Here is a 14,893-nt window from a genome sequence, read left to right on the forward strand (position 1 = left end):
AGATGGAGTAGATGATGATGTTTGAGCAGGACGCCTCAGGTTTGGAAAAAGCGCGCGGAAGCTGCTGCGGACAGTCTCACTCCACCTCCCAGGAGGCCGCAGATCACCATCGTCACGATCCAGCGCAAGGCACGACCGTGGATCCTGTCTGCGGGATGTTGGTCGATCCCGCCACGGCTCGTCACAAGATCGAGCACGACGGACAGACCTTCTACTTCTGTTCGGAGCGCTGCCGGGCGAAATTCGCGGAAGATCCGGCGACGTACGTTCACCGCGAGACGCAGCAAGCGACCCCTCCCGACGCGCCGGAAGGCACAATCTACACATGCCCGATGCATCCGCAGATACGCCAGTTCGGGCCGGGCAACTGCCCTATCTGCGGCATGGCGCTCGAACCCGAGCTGGCAAACGCGGAAACCGGTCCGAACCCCGAGCTGATCGACATGACCCGGCGCTTTTGGGTGGGCCTCGCCCTCTCGGTCCCTGTTGTAATCCTTGAGATGGGCGGTCACCTCATCGGCGGCCATGGCTGGATCGATCAGACGCTTTCCAACTGGATCCAGTTGGTCCTTGCAACGCCGGCGGTGCTTTGGGCGGGCTGGCCGTTCTTCGTGCGCGGCTGGCAATCGGTCCTGACACGCAATCTGAACATGTTCACGCTGATCGCGATGGGCATCGGGGTCGCGTGGGTCTACAGCGTCGCCGCCACCGTTGTCCCGGGTGTCTTTCCGGCCACGTTCAGAGGGCAGGATGGAGCGGTAGCCGTCTACTTCGAGGCGGCTGCGGTCATTACCGTGCTGGTCCTGCTTGGCCAGGTGCTCGAACTGCGGGCCCGCGAAGCGACTTCAGGCGCGATCAAGGCTCTTCTCGACCTCGCGCCGAGGACAGCCCGTCGTATTCGCTCTGACGGCATGGACGAGGAGGAGGTCCAGATTGCGGTGTTGCAGCCAGGTGATCGCCTTCGCGTGCGGCCGGGCGAGAAGGTGCCGGTCGACGGTGAGATCGTCGAAGGCAGATCCTCGCTCGACGAGTCGATGGTTACCGGCGAATCGATGCCCGTCACCAAGGAGGTCGGCGGCAAGGTGATCGCCGGCACGCTGAATCGTTCCGGCGGCTTCGTCATGCGCGCCGAAAAGGTCGGCAGCGACACCATGCTGTCTCAGATCGTTCAGATGGTTGCGCAGGCCCAGCGCTCCCGCGCTCCCATCCAGCGCTTGGCCGACCAGGTTGCAGGCTGGTTCGTCCCGGCCGTCATCGTCGTTGCTATCGCGGCCTTTGCCGCCTGGGCGGTCTACGGTCCGGAGCCCGCTTCGCCTTCGGCCTCGTCGCCGCAGTCAGCGTCCTAATCATCGCCTGCCCCTGTGCTCTCGGTTTGGCCACTCCGATGTCGATCATGGTCGGTGTCGGGCGCGGCGCTCACATGGGCGTCCTGATCAAGAACGCCGAAGCGCTGGAGCGCATGGAGCGCATCGACACCATCGTGGTGGACAAGACAGGCACCCTCACGGAGGGCAAGCCGAAGGTCGTGGCTATCGTGCCCGCTGGCAACTACTCGGAGGCCGAAGTGCTGCAGCTCGCGGCCAGCGTGGAACGCGCGAGCGAGCACCCACTTGCGGACGCGATCGTGAACGAAGCGAAGGAGCGAGGCATCCAGATAACTGACGTCCAGGACTTCGACTCGCCCGTCGGAAAGGGCGCGCTGGGAGCTGTCAATGGCAAGAAAGTTCTGCTCGGTAACGCCAGCTTCATGCGCTCGCAGGGAGTGGATACTTCCGCCATAGAAGCCGAAGCCGAGCGTCAGCGCGGCGAAGGCGCCACCGTCATCAACATGGCCGTGGACGGCAAGCTCGCCGGCATCCTCGCCATCGCCGACCCGGTTAAGCAGTCCACGCCGGAGGCGCTGCGGGACCTTGGGGCCGAAGGCGTCAGGGTCATCATGCTCACCGGCGATAACCGCACCACGGCTCAGGCGGTCGCACGCAGGCTGGGCATCGGCGACGTCGAAGCTGAAGTCCTGCCGGATCAGAAGAGCGCAGTCGTCGCCAGGCTACAGAAGGAAGGCCGGAAGGTCGCCATGGCCGGAGACGGGGTGAACGACGCGCCGGCGCTGGCCGCCGCCGAAGTCGGAGTGGCGATGGGCACAGGGACGGACGTGGCGATGGAGAGCGCAGGAGTGACGCTCCTGAAGGGCGATCTGAACGGGATTGTGCGTGCACGGCGTCTCTCGCGCGCCACGATGCGCAACATCCGCCAGAACCTGTTCTTCGCCTTCGTCTACAACGCGGCGGGAATTCCGATCGCAGCCGGGGTGCTCTACCCGACGTTCGGTCTTCTGCTGACACCGATCGTCGCCGCGGCCGCGATGGCGCTCTCCTCGGTCAGCGTGGTGGGCAATGCGCTGCGACTACGAACTGTCCGAATCTGAAACTAGCCAGCCCTGCAAGTTTGCTCGAAGAAAGTCTCGTTCCGTGGATCTTTGTCGGCGAGGACGTACAGCAAGAACCCGAGCGGCCCATGTAGAGCGTGACCAGGATAAGCCCCACTTCATAACTGTCGGGCCGGGATTCCCCGCGAACTGGTCGTAGGCACATAGGCCGTAGATGCCAGCGCGAGCACGAACCAGACAATCAGAAAACAATCATACGGTAGGGCAATCACGGCGGCTCCGAAGCGCTGATTGACATCGTTCCCGTCGGCATTGTTCCTCTTAGAGTTGGTGAGCACCGGGCAATCAAAGAGCCAGGCAGCGGAGGCGACTTGACAAGGCCTAAGCCCACCGATGATCTTGTCTATTCGCGAATTGATTGGTGATCGACTTAGACAGGCAAGAAATGTCCAAGGGAGAGTGGGGTGGCTGATCTCCTGCGCGTATTGATTGAACGTTGGCGTGATGATCCGGAATCAACCTATCGAAGTTGGTTTCTCTGGGACGAGCGACTCAAGAATTTTCGATCGATCCGGCGGGGCATTGCGCAGGTGGTCGAGGAGATCGAGGCCGGAACTTTCGGCAACGTCTACAGGGGCTCCTCGCTGGAAACGATCGTAGGCTCCATTGCGGAGCAGCGGCAAATATTCAAAGGCGCCGATCATGCCTTCCTTTGGAAGCCTAAGCTGCGCATTCCGGATATCTATGAGGATGCGCAGAACCAGCGGGCCTTCGGTCGACTGCTCCATCACTGCTCGTGTTGCAGCACCGAACAGGAGTTGATCGAGGGAATCGAGACAATCGATCGGTTGGCCATCAAAGGGCTCGGTCCGGCGGTCGCAAATCTGCTTTACTTCCTGCACCCTACCCTGATGTCGCCGTTCAACACCGCCATCGTCAATGGCTTCAATGCTGTCACCGGTTCGAAGGTCAAGCTCGGACGCTGGGATCAGTATCTGGCGATGCGAGCCGGCATGTTGCGGCTGAACCAGACCCACCGCGATCTCCTGTCGAACGATCTCGGGGCAATCGCGGGCTTCCTCTTCGATATCGGTATGGGACGTTACTCCGCGCCGCCGGTGGCCGAAGGAGATGCGGCGCGCGATGCGTGGTTCGCAGAATTGTCGAAGGCACGGGATACAGCCAAGAGACTACAGGGATCGATCGCCGCCGCCCGAGAAGGCGATCGCACGCACACGGAAATTCAGGCGTGGCTCAGGGATTTGGGGCTAGCGCTCGGCTACAAGGTCTGGGTTGCCTCAAACGATCGTGGGCGCACCCACAATGGTGGCATGCTGGCCGCTGGCTGCCTGGAGTGCCTTTCGCCGTCGATCGAAAGCTTGTCGGGGGCGGACTCGATCCGACTCATCGACGTCCTTTGGATCAACTCGGATGGCACGCGCGTGACGGCCGCTTTCGAGGTCGAACACACGACCTCTATCTACTCGGGGATCGTTCGCATGCTGGATCTCGCCTTAAGCAGCGACCTGCACGCGACGGGCGGTCTCTTTCTGGTTGCCCCCGATGCGCGTGAAGAGGAGGTTCGGGCACAACTTCGCCGCCCCGCTTTCAGTCGCGTAGCGGATTTGCAGGTACGCTTCTTGCCTTACGGCGAGTTTGAAAGGCACAGGGAGGCAATCGCGCGGTTCGGGAGCGGAATGAAAGGCATTCAGGCGATTTCGCGCATACTTTGACCGGCACCGGCCCCAATCGCGATCCGATCGGCTCCCGGACGTCCCGGGCTAAACCACTCAAGCGATCACCATCCGGTTGACGAGCGCCAGCCTGTTCGAGAGATGGACCTTGTTAAGGGCCGGCTGAATCTCGCCCAAATGAGCTCCTCTGCCAGCTATGGCGCAATCCGCTTCAGACCCCAGCTCGCTCTCCGCCGTAACATCTCTGCCACCTCATTCGGCGCCCGACGAGCCTTCCGTGATTCGTTTCATCGTCAATTCGCTCGTCGGCTGTCCAATGAGGGGCAATTCCTCATGACTCCTGAGGGGGCAAGTTTCATGGCGCGACGGCCAGTGTAGGATTGCGAGCCGCATTCGTGCCTGCCCGGGAGGATGTTGCCGACGAAAGTCGGTTAAGAGCTGCCCCGGATTTCCCGACGCAAGGCTTAAGTGTGCGCCAGTTGTGGAAAAAACCTTACCTCTGTGTCGCTAGGCAGCTATTGTGAAGGGTATCGATACTTTCAAGATCGGAAAAGAGTTTGCGCGAAAAAGAACTCCGCATAGCGCTTGTTTGCTTTGGCGGTGCCTCGCTCGCTATCTATATGCATGGGATCACCAAGGAGGTTCTGAAGCTCGCCAGGGCTTCGAGCGCTCTTCATTCCGTTGCCAACCGGAAGAAGCGCTCGAGCGTCGCATTCGCAGATGTCCGCGATGCCTCCGACCCCGAATTTGATACCGAAAGGATCTATTTCGACCTTCTGCGCGACGTCGGTCGAACGGTCGACCTGCGAGTCGTGGTTGACATAGTTGCTGGTGCCTCTGCGGGGGGAATCAACGGGGTCATGCTGGCACGTGCACTGAGCCATGACCTGCCCCTGGGGAGATTGCGCGACCTCTGGCTTGAGAATGCCGATATAACTGAACTCCTGGCATCCGAAGCAAAGGCAAGTAGATTCAGCAAATGGGTTCTTCGGCCGCTTTTCTGGGCAGCGGGTCTAATTGGAAAGGGGCTCGTTAGAGACCCGGAGGTGCGTTCCAAGCTGTCGCTGTTCATGCGGTCTCGCTGGTTCGAACCGCCGTTTGATGGTCCGAAGATGACGGCTCTGATGTACGACGCGGTGGCGGCGATGGGAAGGCCACGGGAGGAGACGTCGTCTCTGCTTCCTCCAGGTCAGGGTCTCGACTTATTCGTGACCTTGACTGATTTCAACGGTCATCAACGAAGCATGCCGATTCACAGTCCGCCGATCATCCATGAGCGCGATCACCGTCACCAGCTTCATTTCAAATATCGGCGGAGCGCAAGCGGAGCTATCAAGAGCGATTTTGACATGACGAATGCGCCCGCACTAGCTTTCGCCGCGCGCGCAACATCATCAATTCCAGGAGCCTTCCCGCCGGCGCGCATTCTGGAGGTCGATCAGCTACTCAGAGACCGCTCTATTATTTGGCCGCACCGCGCGGATTTTATGGTCAGAAACTTCGAAAATTATGCGCAGATGAATGTTGACGCTGCGTCCGTGCCCTTCATCGATGGCAGCGTCTTGAGCAGCCATCCGTTTCGCCAGGCGGTCAGCGCCATCCGAGGCCGCGCCGCTTATCGTGAGGTAGATCGACGGGTCGTTTACGTTGATCCCAATCCCACACCAACGGGCTTAGCTGCCCATCACGGCCTGCCGGGGTTTTTCTCGACATTGAAAGGCGCGATGTCCGAGATTCCGTTGTCCCAACCTGTAACCGACGAGCTTGGCTGGATAGCCGACTTCAACGAACAAGTGCGGCGGCTCAGATCGATCGTGGATAGCGCTCGTCCTCATATCCGGCGAGTTGTGGAGGAAGTCGAGGCCTTCGACTGCGAGGGGTCGGACAGCGCGGCTCAGATTCGCGGTTGGCGCGAGCAGGCAAACGAGAGGGCCGCTCGCGACGCGGGCTTCGCATACGATGCCTATGTGCGTCTGAAGCTCGCCTCGGTGCGAGATTTCATCAGCCGAATGATAATGGAGATACGCGGCGTTCGTATGGAATCGCCGTTTGCACGGTCGATCACGGAGATCATAGACGCCTGGGCGATCCGCGCTGGTGTAATATACGAGCCCGCAGACAGTTCGTCTGTGCGTGGAGTTACAGGCGGTGAGATCATCCCGAAGTGGATCGCGTTTTTGCTTACATTTGACATAAGTTATCGAAAGCGCAGGCTACGGTTTTTGATTGAAGGTCAAAATCGCCTTTCCCAAATGCTCGGTTCACAAGAGTTCGATGGGCTAGACGCCGCCAGCGTCGACCGCTTGAAACGTAAGTATTACGAGTGTGCCGAGGCGCTGGAGCGGAGAGAGACGGAAGCCAGCGTCAGCGCGACCACGCGCAATCTGGTCGAAGACATCTTTCGGGCAGGTCCATCTCCGGCTGAAGTCAAAGAGATATCCAAATTTGCGCAGTCGTTTGTGACGCGACATAAGGATCGGATTGATCTCCTCATCGAGCACTTGGGCTCGGACGTGGACCTCAAATCCACTACCTCGGACCTCGACGTTCTCCTTGCCGAAACCGAGCGGTGGCCACCGCGTGCAGCGCATGAGGTCCTGGTGAATTACCTCGGGTTTCCCTTCTGGGATATTGTGACGTTTCCGGTCATGCCGTGGCGCGAAGTTGGGGAGTTCAATGAGATCCGGATTGATCGCATCGCCGCACAGGACGCTGTCGGCATCAACAGACTTGGTACATTCCGGCTAAGGGGAACTGGCTTTAGTCAATCTGCAGCGTTCCTGTCGCGGGCTTACCGTGAGAACGATTACCTACTCGGCCGCCTGCATGCCATGGACCGTCTGATCGATATTGTTTCCGAGGCGGCCGGTCCGGACTCTCAAACTCCAGCTGCCATAGCGGCAACCAAGAAGCGAGGATTTCTCTGTATTTTGGATGTGGAGGAACGCCACCTACCCGCGTGCGGGAAACTGATTGCTGAACTAAGGGCTGCGCTCACCTGAGACGAACCCAACGATCCAATGATGCGGGATGGTTGACTGCGATATGAGATGCTCAATGAAACTCGCACTATCAGCGTTCGCGATGCAAAAATGGACCGACTTGGACTCGACGATCTCATGTGCCGATTGGACTTGGCAATGCCAAACTTGGCCGAGCTGACCGTCGTCAACCCCCTATCCTTAAAAAAAAGTCCGCCCCGGGCGGTTAGACCGAGATGGTGAGTTGATATAACGAAAGCGGTTGCGGGAGCCGCTGTCACATGCGCTTCATCAAGCTGGTGGTATCTCGCGGTCTCGGTTATCCGTTCGACCGACAAAAGCTGTGTAGGAAAGGCACAAAGGCAAAGGGCCTGCTTGCAAAAACGGCTTTCTGGTGGTCACCCCCCCACGTCGGTCAGTTTGTATCTTACAGATCTGAATGTCATCCGCGACCTGCTTTCGCGTGATTTGTCCAAAGGCCGATGAGCATCTTGCCGTAATGACGACGCCCACGCCACAGGTGACTCTCGGCGAGGCTCGTGTGCGGCTGAGCAAAATCTCGTCTGGCTTGGCCAGGCCTATCGGCGAGCCCAATTGCCTGGGCCTCCCTGGTCAGTGCGGGTTCTCGACGGTTCGGCAATTCCCGAGGGTCAGTCGGAGTCTGCGGTGCGCGGAATCATTGCGTCCGATGAATTATCTTCGAAATGTCAGATTGTGAATCCGCGCGACGACGTGACGTGATACAAAGTCGAAAGATTGATTGCATGAACTCGCGCATTCAGCGCTCTCGCTCTTGCAGCCTCACTCGTTCGCCGCCCCGGCTTTGCCGGACCTCTTCTTTGTTGCGCCCCGATTGCTGCCGCTCTCCAACGGGCTCCATGACGGTTGCTCGCGCAAACGAGTGCCCCTGCTCGAGGCGTTGGGCGATGCGCTCCTTGGCGAAAGCCAGAATGCTCTGGCGAGCATTCTCATCGTTCGGCAGAGCGCGTTCGACAAGCTTGTTGATGACGACAATCTGGGATCGGGCCGCGAGCAGGTCGGAATCATGCGAGGCAGCCGGTCGGTCTGCACGGCGCGCCTCCACCGTTACACTCCACCTGTTGCGCCACATCTGGCGCCGTTCAATGCCAGCGTTTCCTGTGGCGGTGTCTATGGAGTTGATCGTCCTGATGATGGGTTCGACGCCATCCCTGCGCAGAGAGATGCGGTCGCCAGGCCTGGCGCCACTATCTGCGACATCAGTTACAACGCCGACGCCCCACACCTGATGTCGCCGGCCATCGCCCAGTTCGATGGCTACATAGGTTGACGGCTCCGCGTCGGGTCGGTTGCGGTAGGGGCCAATACCGACCTCCATCAGACGTCCGGAAACGCCCTTGTCGTAATCGAGCCTATCCGCCTTGGTTGACCTGTCGGAGGTCGAGCGGACCCCTACGTCGTTGGTCCGGGGGTGGGCTCGATCCCATGCGACTCGTCGGTCAGCGAGCGCCTGGCTGTCAAGCTCGTTTGGCTGATAGCCCTTCACGTCGATCCCGCGTGCGGCAGCCTCCAGCCAAGCCTCGCGTCTAAACTCGACAGAACCACGGACGTGAAGCGCCTCCCACTGGCGATGTTGTGCCACGCTGACCATATCGCGGATCACCTCAATGGCAGCTAGGCGGGTGACCAGGCGATCGTCAGTGGCCTTGAACGCGAGGTACTCTTTCCGCTCATCGGCATAGAGCCGCGCTTCCCGGGCGGATCCATCCTTTTCGGTTTGACTGGCCACCACGTAATATTTGCGGCGGATGCGATCGGGGAGAGCATTGTCGAGACCTTCCGTGGAGGAAGACTTGTCAGTGGCGGCCTTGCTTCCGGAGTCATCGCCCCTCTTGTCTCTGTTCGAAGAATCCGCGGCGCGGCGGTGCCGTTCGAGGCTGAACTCGTTGCTATCATCATGTGTGTCGCTCATGCTGCTGTTCGCTCCGCTTGCGGCCGGGCCGTCGCGCCGGCGGGATGGCCTGGGCGTCGATATAATTCAGAACCCAGGCCTTCATGTCGTCTTCGGAAAGGCCTTCGAGGTCCACATCCACGTCACCGAAATCAAAACTGGCGCCTGCAGGAATCGTGGAGGGATCGGCCACCTCCTCGTCGGTCATGGGTCGTGCTCGGAATACCGCACGCAGCTCGGCGATCTCGGAGCGCAACTCCTTGATTTCGGCGTCGAGCAGTGCATTTGAACGCGCTTTGGGCATCTTGGGGACAGGCGCCGGCAGCAATCGCTTCAGAAAAGACTTGTCCTCGTAGTAGATGATCTTATCGGCGATGATTGGCGGAATGCCGGTGCCAAGAATGAAGGCCTTGGACTTCGGAAGAAGCTTGAGTTCTTGTGGCAGCATGAGGGCGCGCCGGTGCTGGGACACTGTTTCGCTGATTGCACGCATCGCGAGCCCTTTTGGTCCGCTGCGGCTGCGGGCGTTCACGGTCTCGTAGCCGATGCGCTCCGAGAGCTCATTCGCCACGTCCTGCTCTTTCGGGGCAAACACGACCTCGACTGCGTGGTTAGTCATGAAGTTGCGGGCTGCGTCGATCCCGTAGATGGCGCGCAGCTGCGCCGGGCTCTGGACGACAGTGAGAAGGCGGATGCCGTAGCCGGCGATGAAGGCGACCGATTTTGCCAGCACATTGACATTGCCGAGCGCCGGAAATTCGTCCATCAGCAGCAGTACCTTGCGATTGAGTTTGGGGTTTTGTTCTGGCAGCTCCCGAGTATTGAGATCGACCACCTGCTGAAAGAACAGGTTTAAGAGCGGCGCCATGCGGTCGAGATTGTCAGGTGTCACCCCAAGGTAGATCGACATGGGCTCTTGGCGAAGCTTCCGCAGGTCAAAATCATTGGTCGAGGTTGCGGCATCGATGCGGGGATTGAGCCAGAGGCCGAGCCGTGCCGTCACGGTCTTGCGGACCGAGTTCAAGGTGTTCTCTGAGGCAGCAAGGAAGTCGTTCAGCGCTGTGATGCAGTACCGCGAGAGCGGTGAAAGACCCGCCTTACGGTCGGCGATGATCTTGTCGAAGTGGGCTTTCAGATCCTGGGTCGCCGACAGCTGGCGCAGGATCTCGCCGATCGTCAATGGCAAGCCCGGCGTTTCCGCGACGTACCCGCCGATCGCCACAAAGGATGAACGAGCGGCCTCAAACCAGAACGGGTCCCCGCGGCTCTCGGCCGGAAACAGCATCACCGCAATGCGCTGTAGGTCGTCATACAGGTCGGCGGGATCGCTGCGCACATATCCCAGCGGATTGTAACGCGCAGTACGACCGTTCTCGTCGAGCGGATCGAACAAATGGACCTCCTGCCCGTGGCTAGCGCGAAAGCCGGCCGAGCGATCCCAGTTCTCCTTCTTCACATCCAGCGCAACAACCGAATCCGGCCAATTGAGCAAGTTCGGAATGACATAGCCGACCCCCTTCCCCGCGCGCGTTGGGGCATAAAGGAGGACGTGCTCCGATCCGCCGAAGCAGAGCATTTTTCCATCCTTGCGGCCGAGCAGTAGACCCTCTTTGGATCGCAGGCCGGCAGCCCTGATCTCGCGCTCGGATGCGAAACGGGCTTTGCCGTGAAGGGGAACCGGACGGTGCCGGAGGATGGCGCCGAGCAGGCCAAAGACTGCAATCAAGCCAGCGAGGGTCGACAGCGTCAGCCAACGGTCGAAGCGCGGATCCGTGCCATAACGCGGCCAGCCTGTGGCGATCTCCGACCAGTGGAAGCCGCCATCGTGGAGTCTGAGCCCGAGCAGCAGAACGTTCGAGGCGACCAGCAGGAAAACGGCGCCGGCCGCGAGCGCCAGCGCCGTGCCGAGGCCGGTCTTAACGGGCGTGGTCGCGTTTGCGAACGGGGTCATAGTAGATTTCCGAGATGCGGTAGCGGCCGTTACGCTTCTGCATCTGCACCACCACGTCGACCAGATGCAGCAAAAGCGAACGGATATCGTCGCGGTGGAGGTCACGTCCCTCCGCACTCTCTTTGGCCAGCAAGGTCATCTGTTCGAAGGCAAGGCGAGCGCTGTCGGCGTGAACCGTCGTGATCGATCCTGGGTGCCCCGAATTCACATTCCTGAGATAAAAGAAGGCGGTGCCGTCGCGCAGCTCCTGCAGCAGAATGCGGTCAGGCCGCATGCGCAAGGACGATTCCAGGAGTTCGCGGGGGCCGATCTTGGCCACACCCTGCCCATCCTTGGCATAGAGCAGCCGGACGCAATTTTGATGTGGGATGACCAGCTCGGCGGTGTCTTCGATGGTGATGAGCCGCTCGTGCTCCGGGATCGCCGCAATCAACGCCTTGGATAAAGTAGTCTTGCCCGACCCGGTTGCTCCCGAAATCAGGATATTGCGACGGGTGCGCACCGCAAGCTCTAGGAACTCGCGCCAATGGCCGGCTTCTTTCAGGGCCAGCAGTCGATGCTCGTCGGCATCCAGGTCGTCACTCGCGGAGCGGACCGCATCAAATAGCTCTGCCCGCTCGAGCGCTTTCAGGTTCATGGTCAACGATGAGGGCTTGCGGATCGTGAGACTGATCATGCCCGCCGGGACCGCGGGTGGCACAACGATCTGACAGCGCTCGTCGCCGATCAGGCTGGTCGAGACCACCGGGTATTCCGGCCCTATATCCTGTCGGGTGTGGCTGGCGGCTGCGGTTGCAAGATGTGAGAGGTAAGTTTGCGTGAGGGCAGCTAGCTCATGCCGGGTCCAACCGTCAGTCCCCTCCACGAAAACCTCGCCCGGACGGTTGACGACGATTTCAGTGAGGGTGTCGTCGGCTAGGTATGGAGCCAGCGGCTCGAGGTACCGCGCCAGCACCAACCGTCCGCCATCGTGATTGCCCGATGTGCCTGCGCTCATTTCGTCACCACAGCCGGACCCACGATGCCTCCGGGGAGGGTACGGTCGAGAATTTGGGTGCGGCTCTCGATCCGCTTGAGTTGGTAGACAGACGAGAAATCAAGATCGCGCGCGACAAAGATATTCACGAGCTCGCCTTGGTTCTTGCTCAGCGTCGGCGGGATGTTGATGGACTGCTCGACGGCGATGCCGGCGGCGGTGTTGCTCGCACCAGCAGTGTTGTTGATCTGGATTGAGCCGTCTTGCAATTGCTGCCGCCCGATCGAGGAGGCATCGCTGACGATCGACAGCAACAGCGCCGAACCGAAGCGCTCCCAGAAATGCGTGTCGATATCGCCGTCGAACCCTGCGCGGCCCAGTCCATCCGTGGCAGGCGAGGCCAGCGCCACGATCACGCCCGTCGGCGTCTTGGCGCGCGCCCATAGCACAAACATCCGTTTGGAGCCGCGCCGGACATTGCCACGATATTCCCCGACGACTTGCGTGCCCTTTTCCATCAGCACCACGTTGCCGGAATCTGACATCACATCGCGCAATACGACGCAGGAGACGAAGCCAGCCACATCTGAGGACATCGCGGTCTCGAGTACGCAAGGGATCGACGTGCCCTGGGTGACGAGAAGATTGCGATTGGGAAGTCGGGCTGCGCGCACGCCTTCGATTGGCGTGGGTTTCAGCTTGTCCGCAAGCTCGTTCCGTGGCTCGGCCCGCCCAAAATCAAAGGGATCGACCGGGACGCTTCCGGTCAGGCCATCACGGGGCGGACGCCCCGATGCGACCGGCCGGTTATAGGCCAGTACCGGCGCGCGCCGCGCGCTTTCGAGCATCTGGTCCGCAGCGGATACGGCGGCCGCCGGTGTGACAGCAATAGGTGCGACCGGAATGGACGCGGTGGTGATGGGTGCGGCAGGTGGCTCTGCGGCGGGCTCGAAGGCGGCCGCCTGGCGGATCATGAGCTTGCGGGCGGACTCGCCGACCGGCTTGTCGCTTTTCCAGGTTCCCCAGATGACCAGAAAGGCGAATGCGGAGAGCGCTAGCGCGCCGAAGCCGCGTTTGAGCATCGCTGTTCGACCGTTGTCCCCACCTCCAACCGGGGTAATGCCGCGCTCGCCGGCAAGCGTCTCGTTCTCAAGCTCGGTCATGTTGCGCCCGCCTATCGTGCCTTAAGGATTGGAGATGGCCTCTTCGCCCGCCGCTCGATCGAGGGGCTCGTGGTGTTGGTGCCGGGATTGACGCCGACAGCATCGAACGCTTCATTGAAGATGCAGAGCACGATGTCGCCCTTGCGCAGCCGAAACTCGCGGGCAGTGGCGTGGACTACCACAAGCTCGCCGCGGACATCTTTAGGGACGAGACTTTCAGAGCCGTCCGAGTTGATCAGGTAGATCGCCGGGATCTCCCGATTGCCAGCAAAGCGGAACGTGGTCTCCTTGCCGTCGTCGAAGACGGCTTCGGGTTCGAGGTCGATCGAGCCCTGGGCCGAAAAACGCCAGTTGCGCGCGCCGTAGGCATGGTGCAGGTCAAACGTCTGATCGATCAGCGCGCCTTCCCGCTCGGCGCCCCTGGCAGCGGCCTCGATGCGCCGACGCTCGATCTCGTCGCCTGGGTAGGCGAAGCGGACGACGAAGTAGCTGTCGGCCAGCGTCGTCTCGGCGATCGACAACTCGAACTGATAGGAGCGCTTGCGTCCATCGGGCCGGGTGGTGACGACCTGCAGATTAGTCGGTGGGTGCTTTTCGCGCGGCTTGAGGAACAGGATCGAACCCGCCGGTGCAACTTCCCATGCGATGGCGTCACCAATGGCGACATGGGCGATTTCCTCGTCATCGGCAAACACGACCTGGGTCGAGGCGCGAATGACGCCATTGAGGCGGACCACGTTGGCTGGGTCATAGGTCACGGTGCGTACGCGCGCATCGTGTTGACCGGGCGCCGGCTGCTGCAGCGCCAGCACCGGTGCCGCAAATCCAAGAGCTAAAGTCATCAAGAGCGCAAAACGTTTCATGGCACGACCTCCGGATCGGCGCGATATTCTGAAACCAGAAAGCCGAGCGGATTGATCAGACGGTCGGCGGACGACATCGGTGCGTTGGCGTAAGAGAAGGTTAGGGTCGAGACCCAATGGGTCACATGGGTTTCCTCGCCCTTGCGGGTCTCTTTCATGAACCGCACAGATGCGACATTGTCGGCCAGGAGTGAGATCGCTTTGATCCGGACGGTGGCAACACCAAAACGGCCTTGGACGACCTGTGGGCTTTCGGGATTGGAGCCGCGGTACCAGGCTGCGAAGCGGGCTTGTTCGCTCTGACCCGAAAGCAGCGAAATCGTGCGAAAATTGGCTTCGGCTTCCGGATAGCTGTAACCTTCTCGCGCGCGAACGTAGCGTCCAAGAAAATACTTGGTGACGGCTTCGTCATAGCGCGCCGGCGTCGAATTGAGGGCGGAGACGGTATCCACAATGCCGGTGGCATTGTCGACCCGAATGACGAACGGTTCGACCGTCTTCAGCGGCGCCAGTGCTGCGACCGCACCGACCGAGGCAACAGCCAATGCGCAGGCGCCCGCGGCAATCACCCACGCTGTTCGCCGCGAGCGATGGGCCGACAGCAGCAGATCCTGTTCCCATCGCCGCGCATTGTCGAAGTAAGCGTTCAGGTCATCATGCCCGACCATCTCACGCCTCCTTGCCGCAGGCGCGGTAAGAGGCTGCAATGTCGGCCCAGCGGCCGGATGCGGCGAGACGGGCCGAAGGCGCCGGCGGGTTGCTTTCGCCCTTCCGGATGATGGGTACGGACGGCGGAGCCGACGGGTCGGGTGTCGTGGGCGGCGCGCCGGATTCCCAATCCCACAACGAACGATTGAGCGGCCGCCGAGCCAGGCCGTCACAAGACGCCGGCCCCTTTGACCAGTTCGCGCAGCCGCCAAGCTGCCATGCGATGACGCAAATGATGAAT

8 protein-coding genes and 1 pseudogene are annotated in these 14,893 nt (G+C 60.7%); 3 read left to right on the forward strand and 6 right to left on the reverse strand.

From position 1 onward, the window contains the following. Positions 1–17: 17 nt before the first annotated feature. The 3 genes and pseudogenes from ACVIJ6_RS39005 to ACVIJ6_RS39015 all read left to right on the forward strand — a co-directional run bounded on the left by ACVIJ6_RS39005 (position 18) and on the right by ACVIJ6_RS39015 (position 7,082). Positions 18–2,425 (forward strand): annotated as a pseudogene (locus tag ACVIJ6_RS39005) (heavy metal translocating P-type ATPase). Between the two features lie 425 nt (positions 2,426–2,850). Further along, positions 2,851–4,119: a type II restriction endonuclease gene (locus ACVIJ6_RS39010; RefSeq protein ID WP_250173146.1), complete on the forward strand. Its 1,269-nt coding sequence runs from the start codon at positions 2,851–2,853 to the stop codon at positions 4,117–4,119. A 518-nt stretch (positions 4,120–4,637) separates the two neighbouring features. Next, a complete protein-coding gene (locus ACVIJ6_RS39015; RefSeq protein WP_250173145.1) occupies positions 4,638–7,082 on the forward strand; it encodes a patatin-like protein in 2,445 nt (814 codons plus the stop codon). Positions 7,083–7,839: 757 nt separating this feature from the next. On the opposite strand, the gene ACVIJ6_RS39020 is transcribed toward ACVIJ6_RS39015, so the two are convergent. Genes ACVIJ6_RS39020 through ACVIJ6_RS39045 form a run of 6 tightly spaced genes read right to left on the reverse strand, consistent with a single transcriptional unit; the run spans position 7,840 to position 14,612 of the window. Then, positions 7,840–9,012 carry an LPD7 domain-containing protein gene (locus ACVIJ6_RS39020; RefSeq protein WP_028133090.1) on the reverse strand — a complete coding sequence of 391 codons (1,173 nt, stop codon included), beginning with the start codon at positions 9,010–9,012 and terminating at the stop codon, positions 7,840–7,842. After that, the gene (locus ACVIJ6_RS39025) at positions 8,996–10,942 is read right to left on the reverse strand and encodes a type IV secretory system conjugative DNA transfer family protein (RefSeq protein ID WP_028133091.1); all 1,947 of its coding nucleotides are present in this window, start codon (positions 10,940–10,942) and stop codon (positions 8,996–8,998) included. Before ACVIJ6_RS39025 ends, ACVIJ6_RS39020 begins: the two co-directional genes overlap by 17 nt. Next, positions 10,908–11,939 carry a P-type DNA transfer ATPase VirB11 gene (virB11, locus tag ACVIJ6_RS39030; RefSeq protein WP_028133092.1) on the reverse strand — a complete coding sequence of 344 codons (1,032 nt, stop codon included), beginning with the start codon at positions 11,937–11,939 and terminating at the stop codon, positions 10,908–10,910. Before virB11 ends, ACVIJ6_RS39025 begins: the two co-directional genes overlap by 35 nt. Continuing rightward, the gene (gene virB10 / locus ACVIJ6_RS39035) at positions 11,936–13,081 is read right to left on the reverse strand and encodes a type IV secretion system protein VirB10 (RefSeq protein ID WP_028133093.1); all 1,146 of its coding nucleotides are present in this window, start codon (positions 13,079–13,081) and stop codon (positions 11,936–11,938) included. The genes virB11 and virB10 overlap by 4 nt, the downstream gene beginning before the upstream one ends. A gap of 11 nt (positions 13,082–13,092) precedes the next feature. Further along, on the reverse strand, positions 13,093–13,944 hold the full coding sequence (gene virB9 / locus ACVIJ6_RS39040) for a P-type conjugative transfer protein VirB9 (protein WP_028133094.1): 852 nt from the start codon (positions 13,942–13,944) through the stop codon (positions 13,093–13,095). After that, the gene (locus tag ACVIJ6_RS39045) at positions 13,941–14,612 is read right to left on the reverse strand and encodes a virB8 family protein (protein ID WP_456777210.1); all 672 of its coding nucleotides are present in this window, start codon (positions 14,610–14,612) and stop codon (positions 13,941–13,943) included. Before ACVIJ6_RS39045 ends, virB9 begins: the two co-directional genes overlap by 4 nt. Between the last annotated feature and the right edge of the window lie 281 nt (positions 14,613–14,893).

Source organism: Bradyrhizobium sp. USDA 4369 (assembly GCF_054056435.1).

Coding starts and splice junctions, on each gene's coding strand:
- ACVIJ6_RS39020 (WP_028133090.1), bottom strand. CDS start 9,012: ATGAGCGACACACATGATGATAGCAACGAGTTCAGCCTCGAACGGCAC.
- ACVIJ6_RS39025 (WP_028133091.1), bottom strand. CDS start 10,942: ATGACCCCGTTCGCAAACGCGACCACGCCCGTTAAGACCGGCCTCGGC.
- virB11 (WP_028133092.1), bottom strand. CDS start 11,939: ATGAGCGCAGGCACATCGGGCAATCACGATGGCGGACGGTTGGTGCTG.
- virB10 (WP_028133093.1), bottom strand. CDS start 13,081: ATGACCGAGCTTGAGAACGAGACGCTTGCCGGCGAGCGCGGCATTACC.
- virB9 (WP_028133094.1), bottom strand. CDS start 13,944: ATGAAACGTTTTGCGCTCTTGATGACTTTAGCTCTTGGATTTGCGGCA.
- ACVIJ6_RS39045 (WP_456777210.1), bottom strand. CDS start 14,612: ATGGTCGGGCATGATGACCTGAACGCTTACTTCGACAATGCGCGGCGA.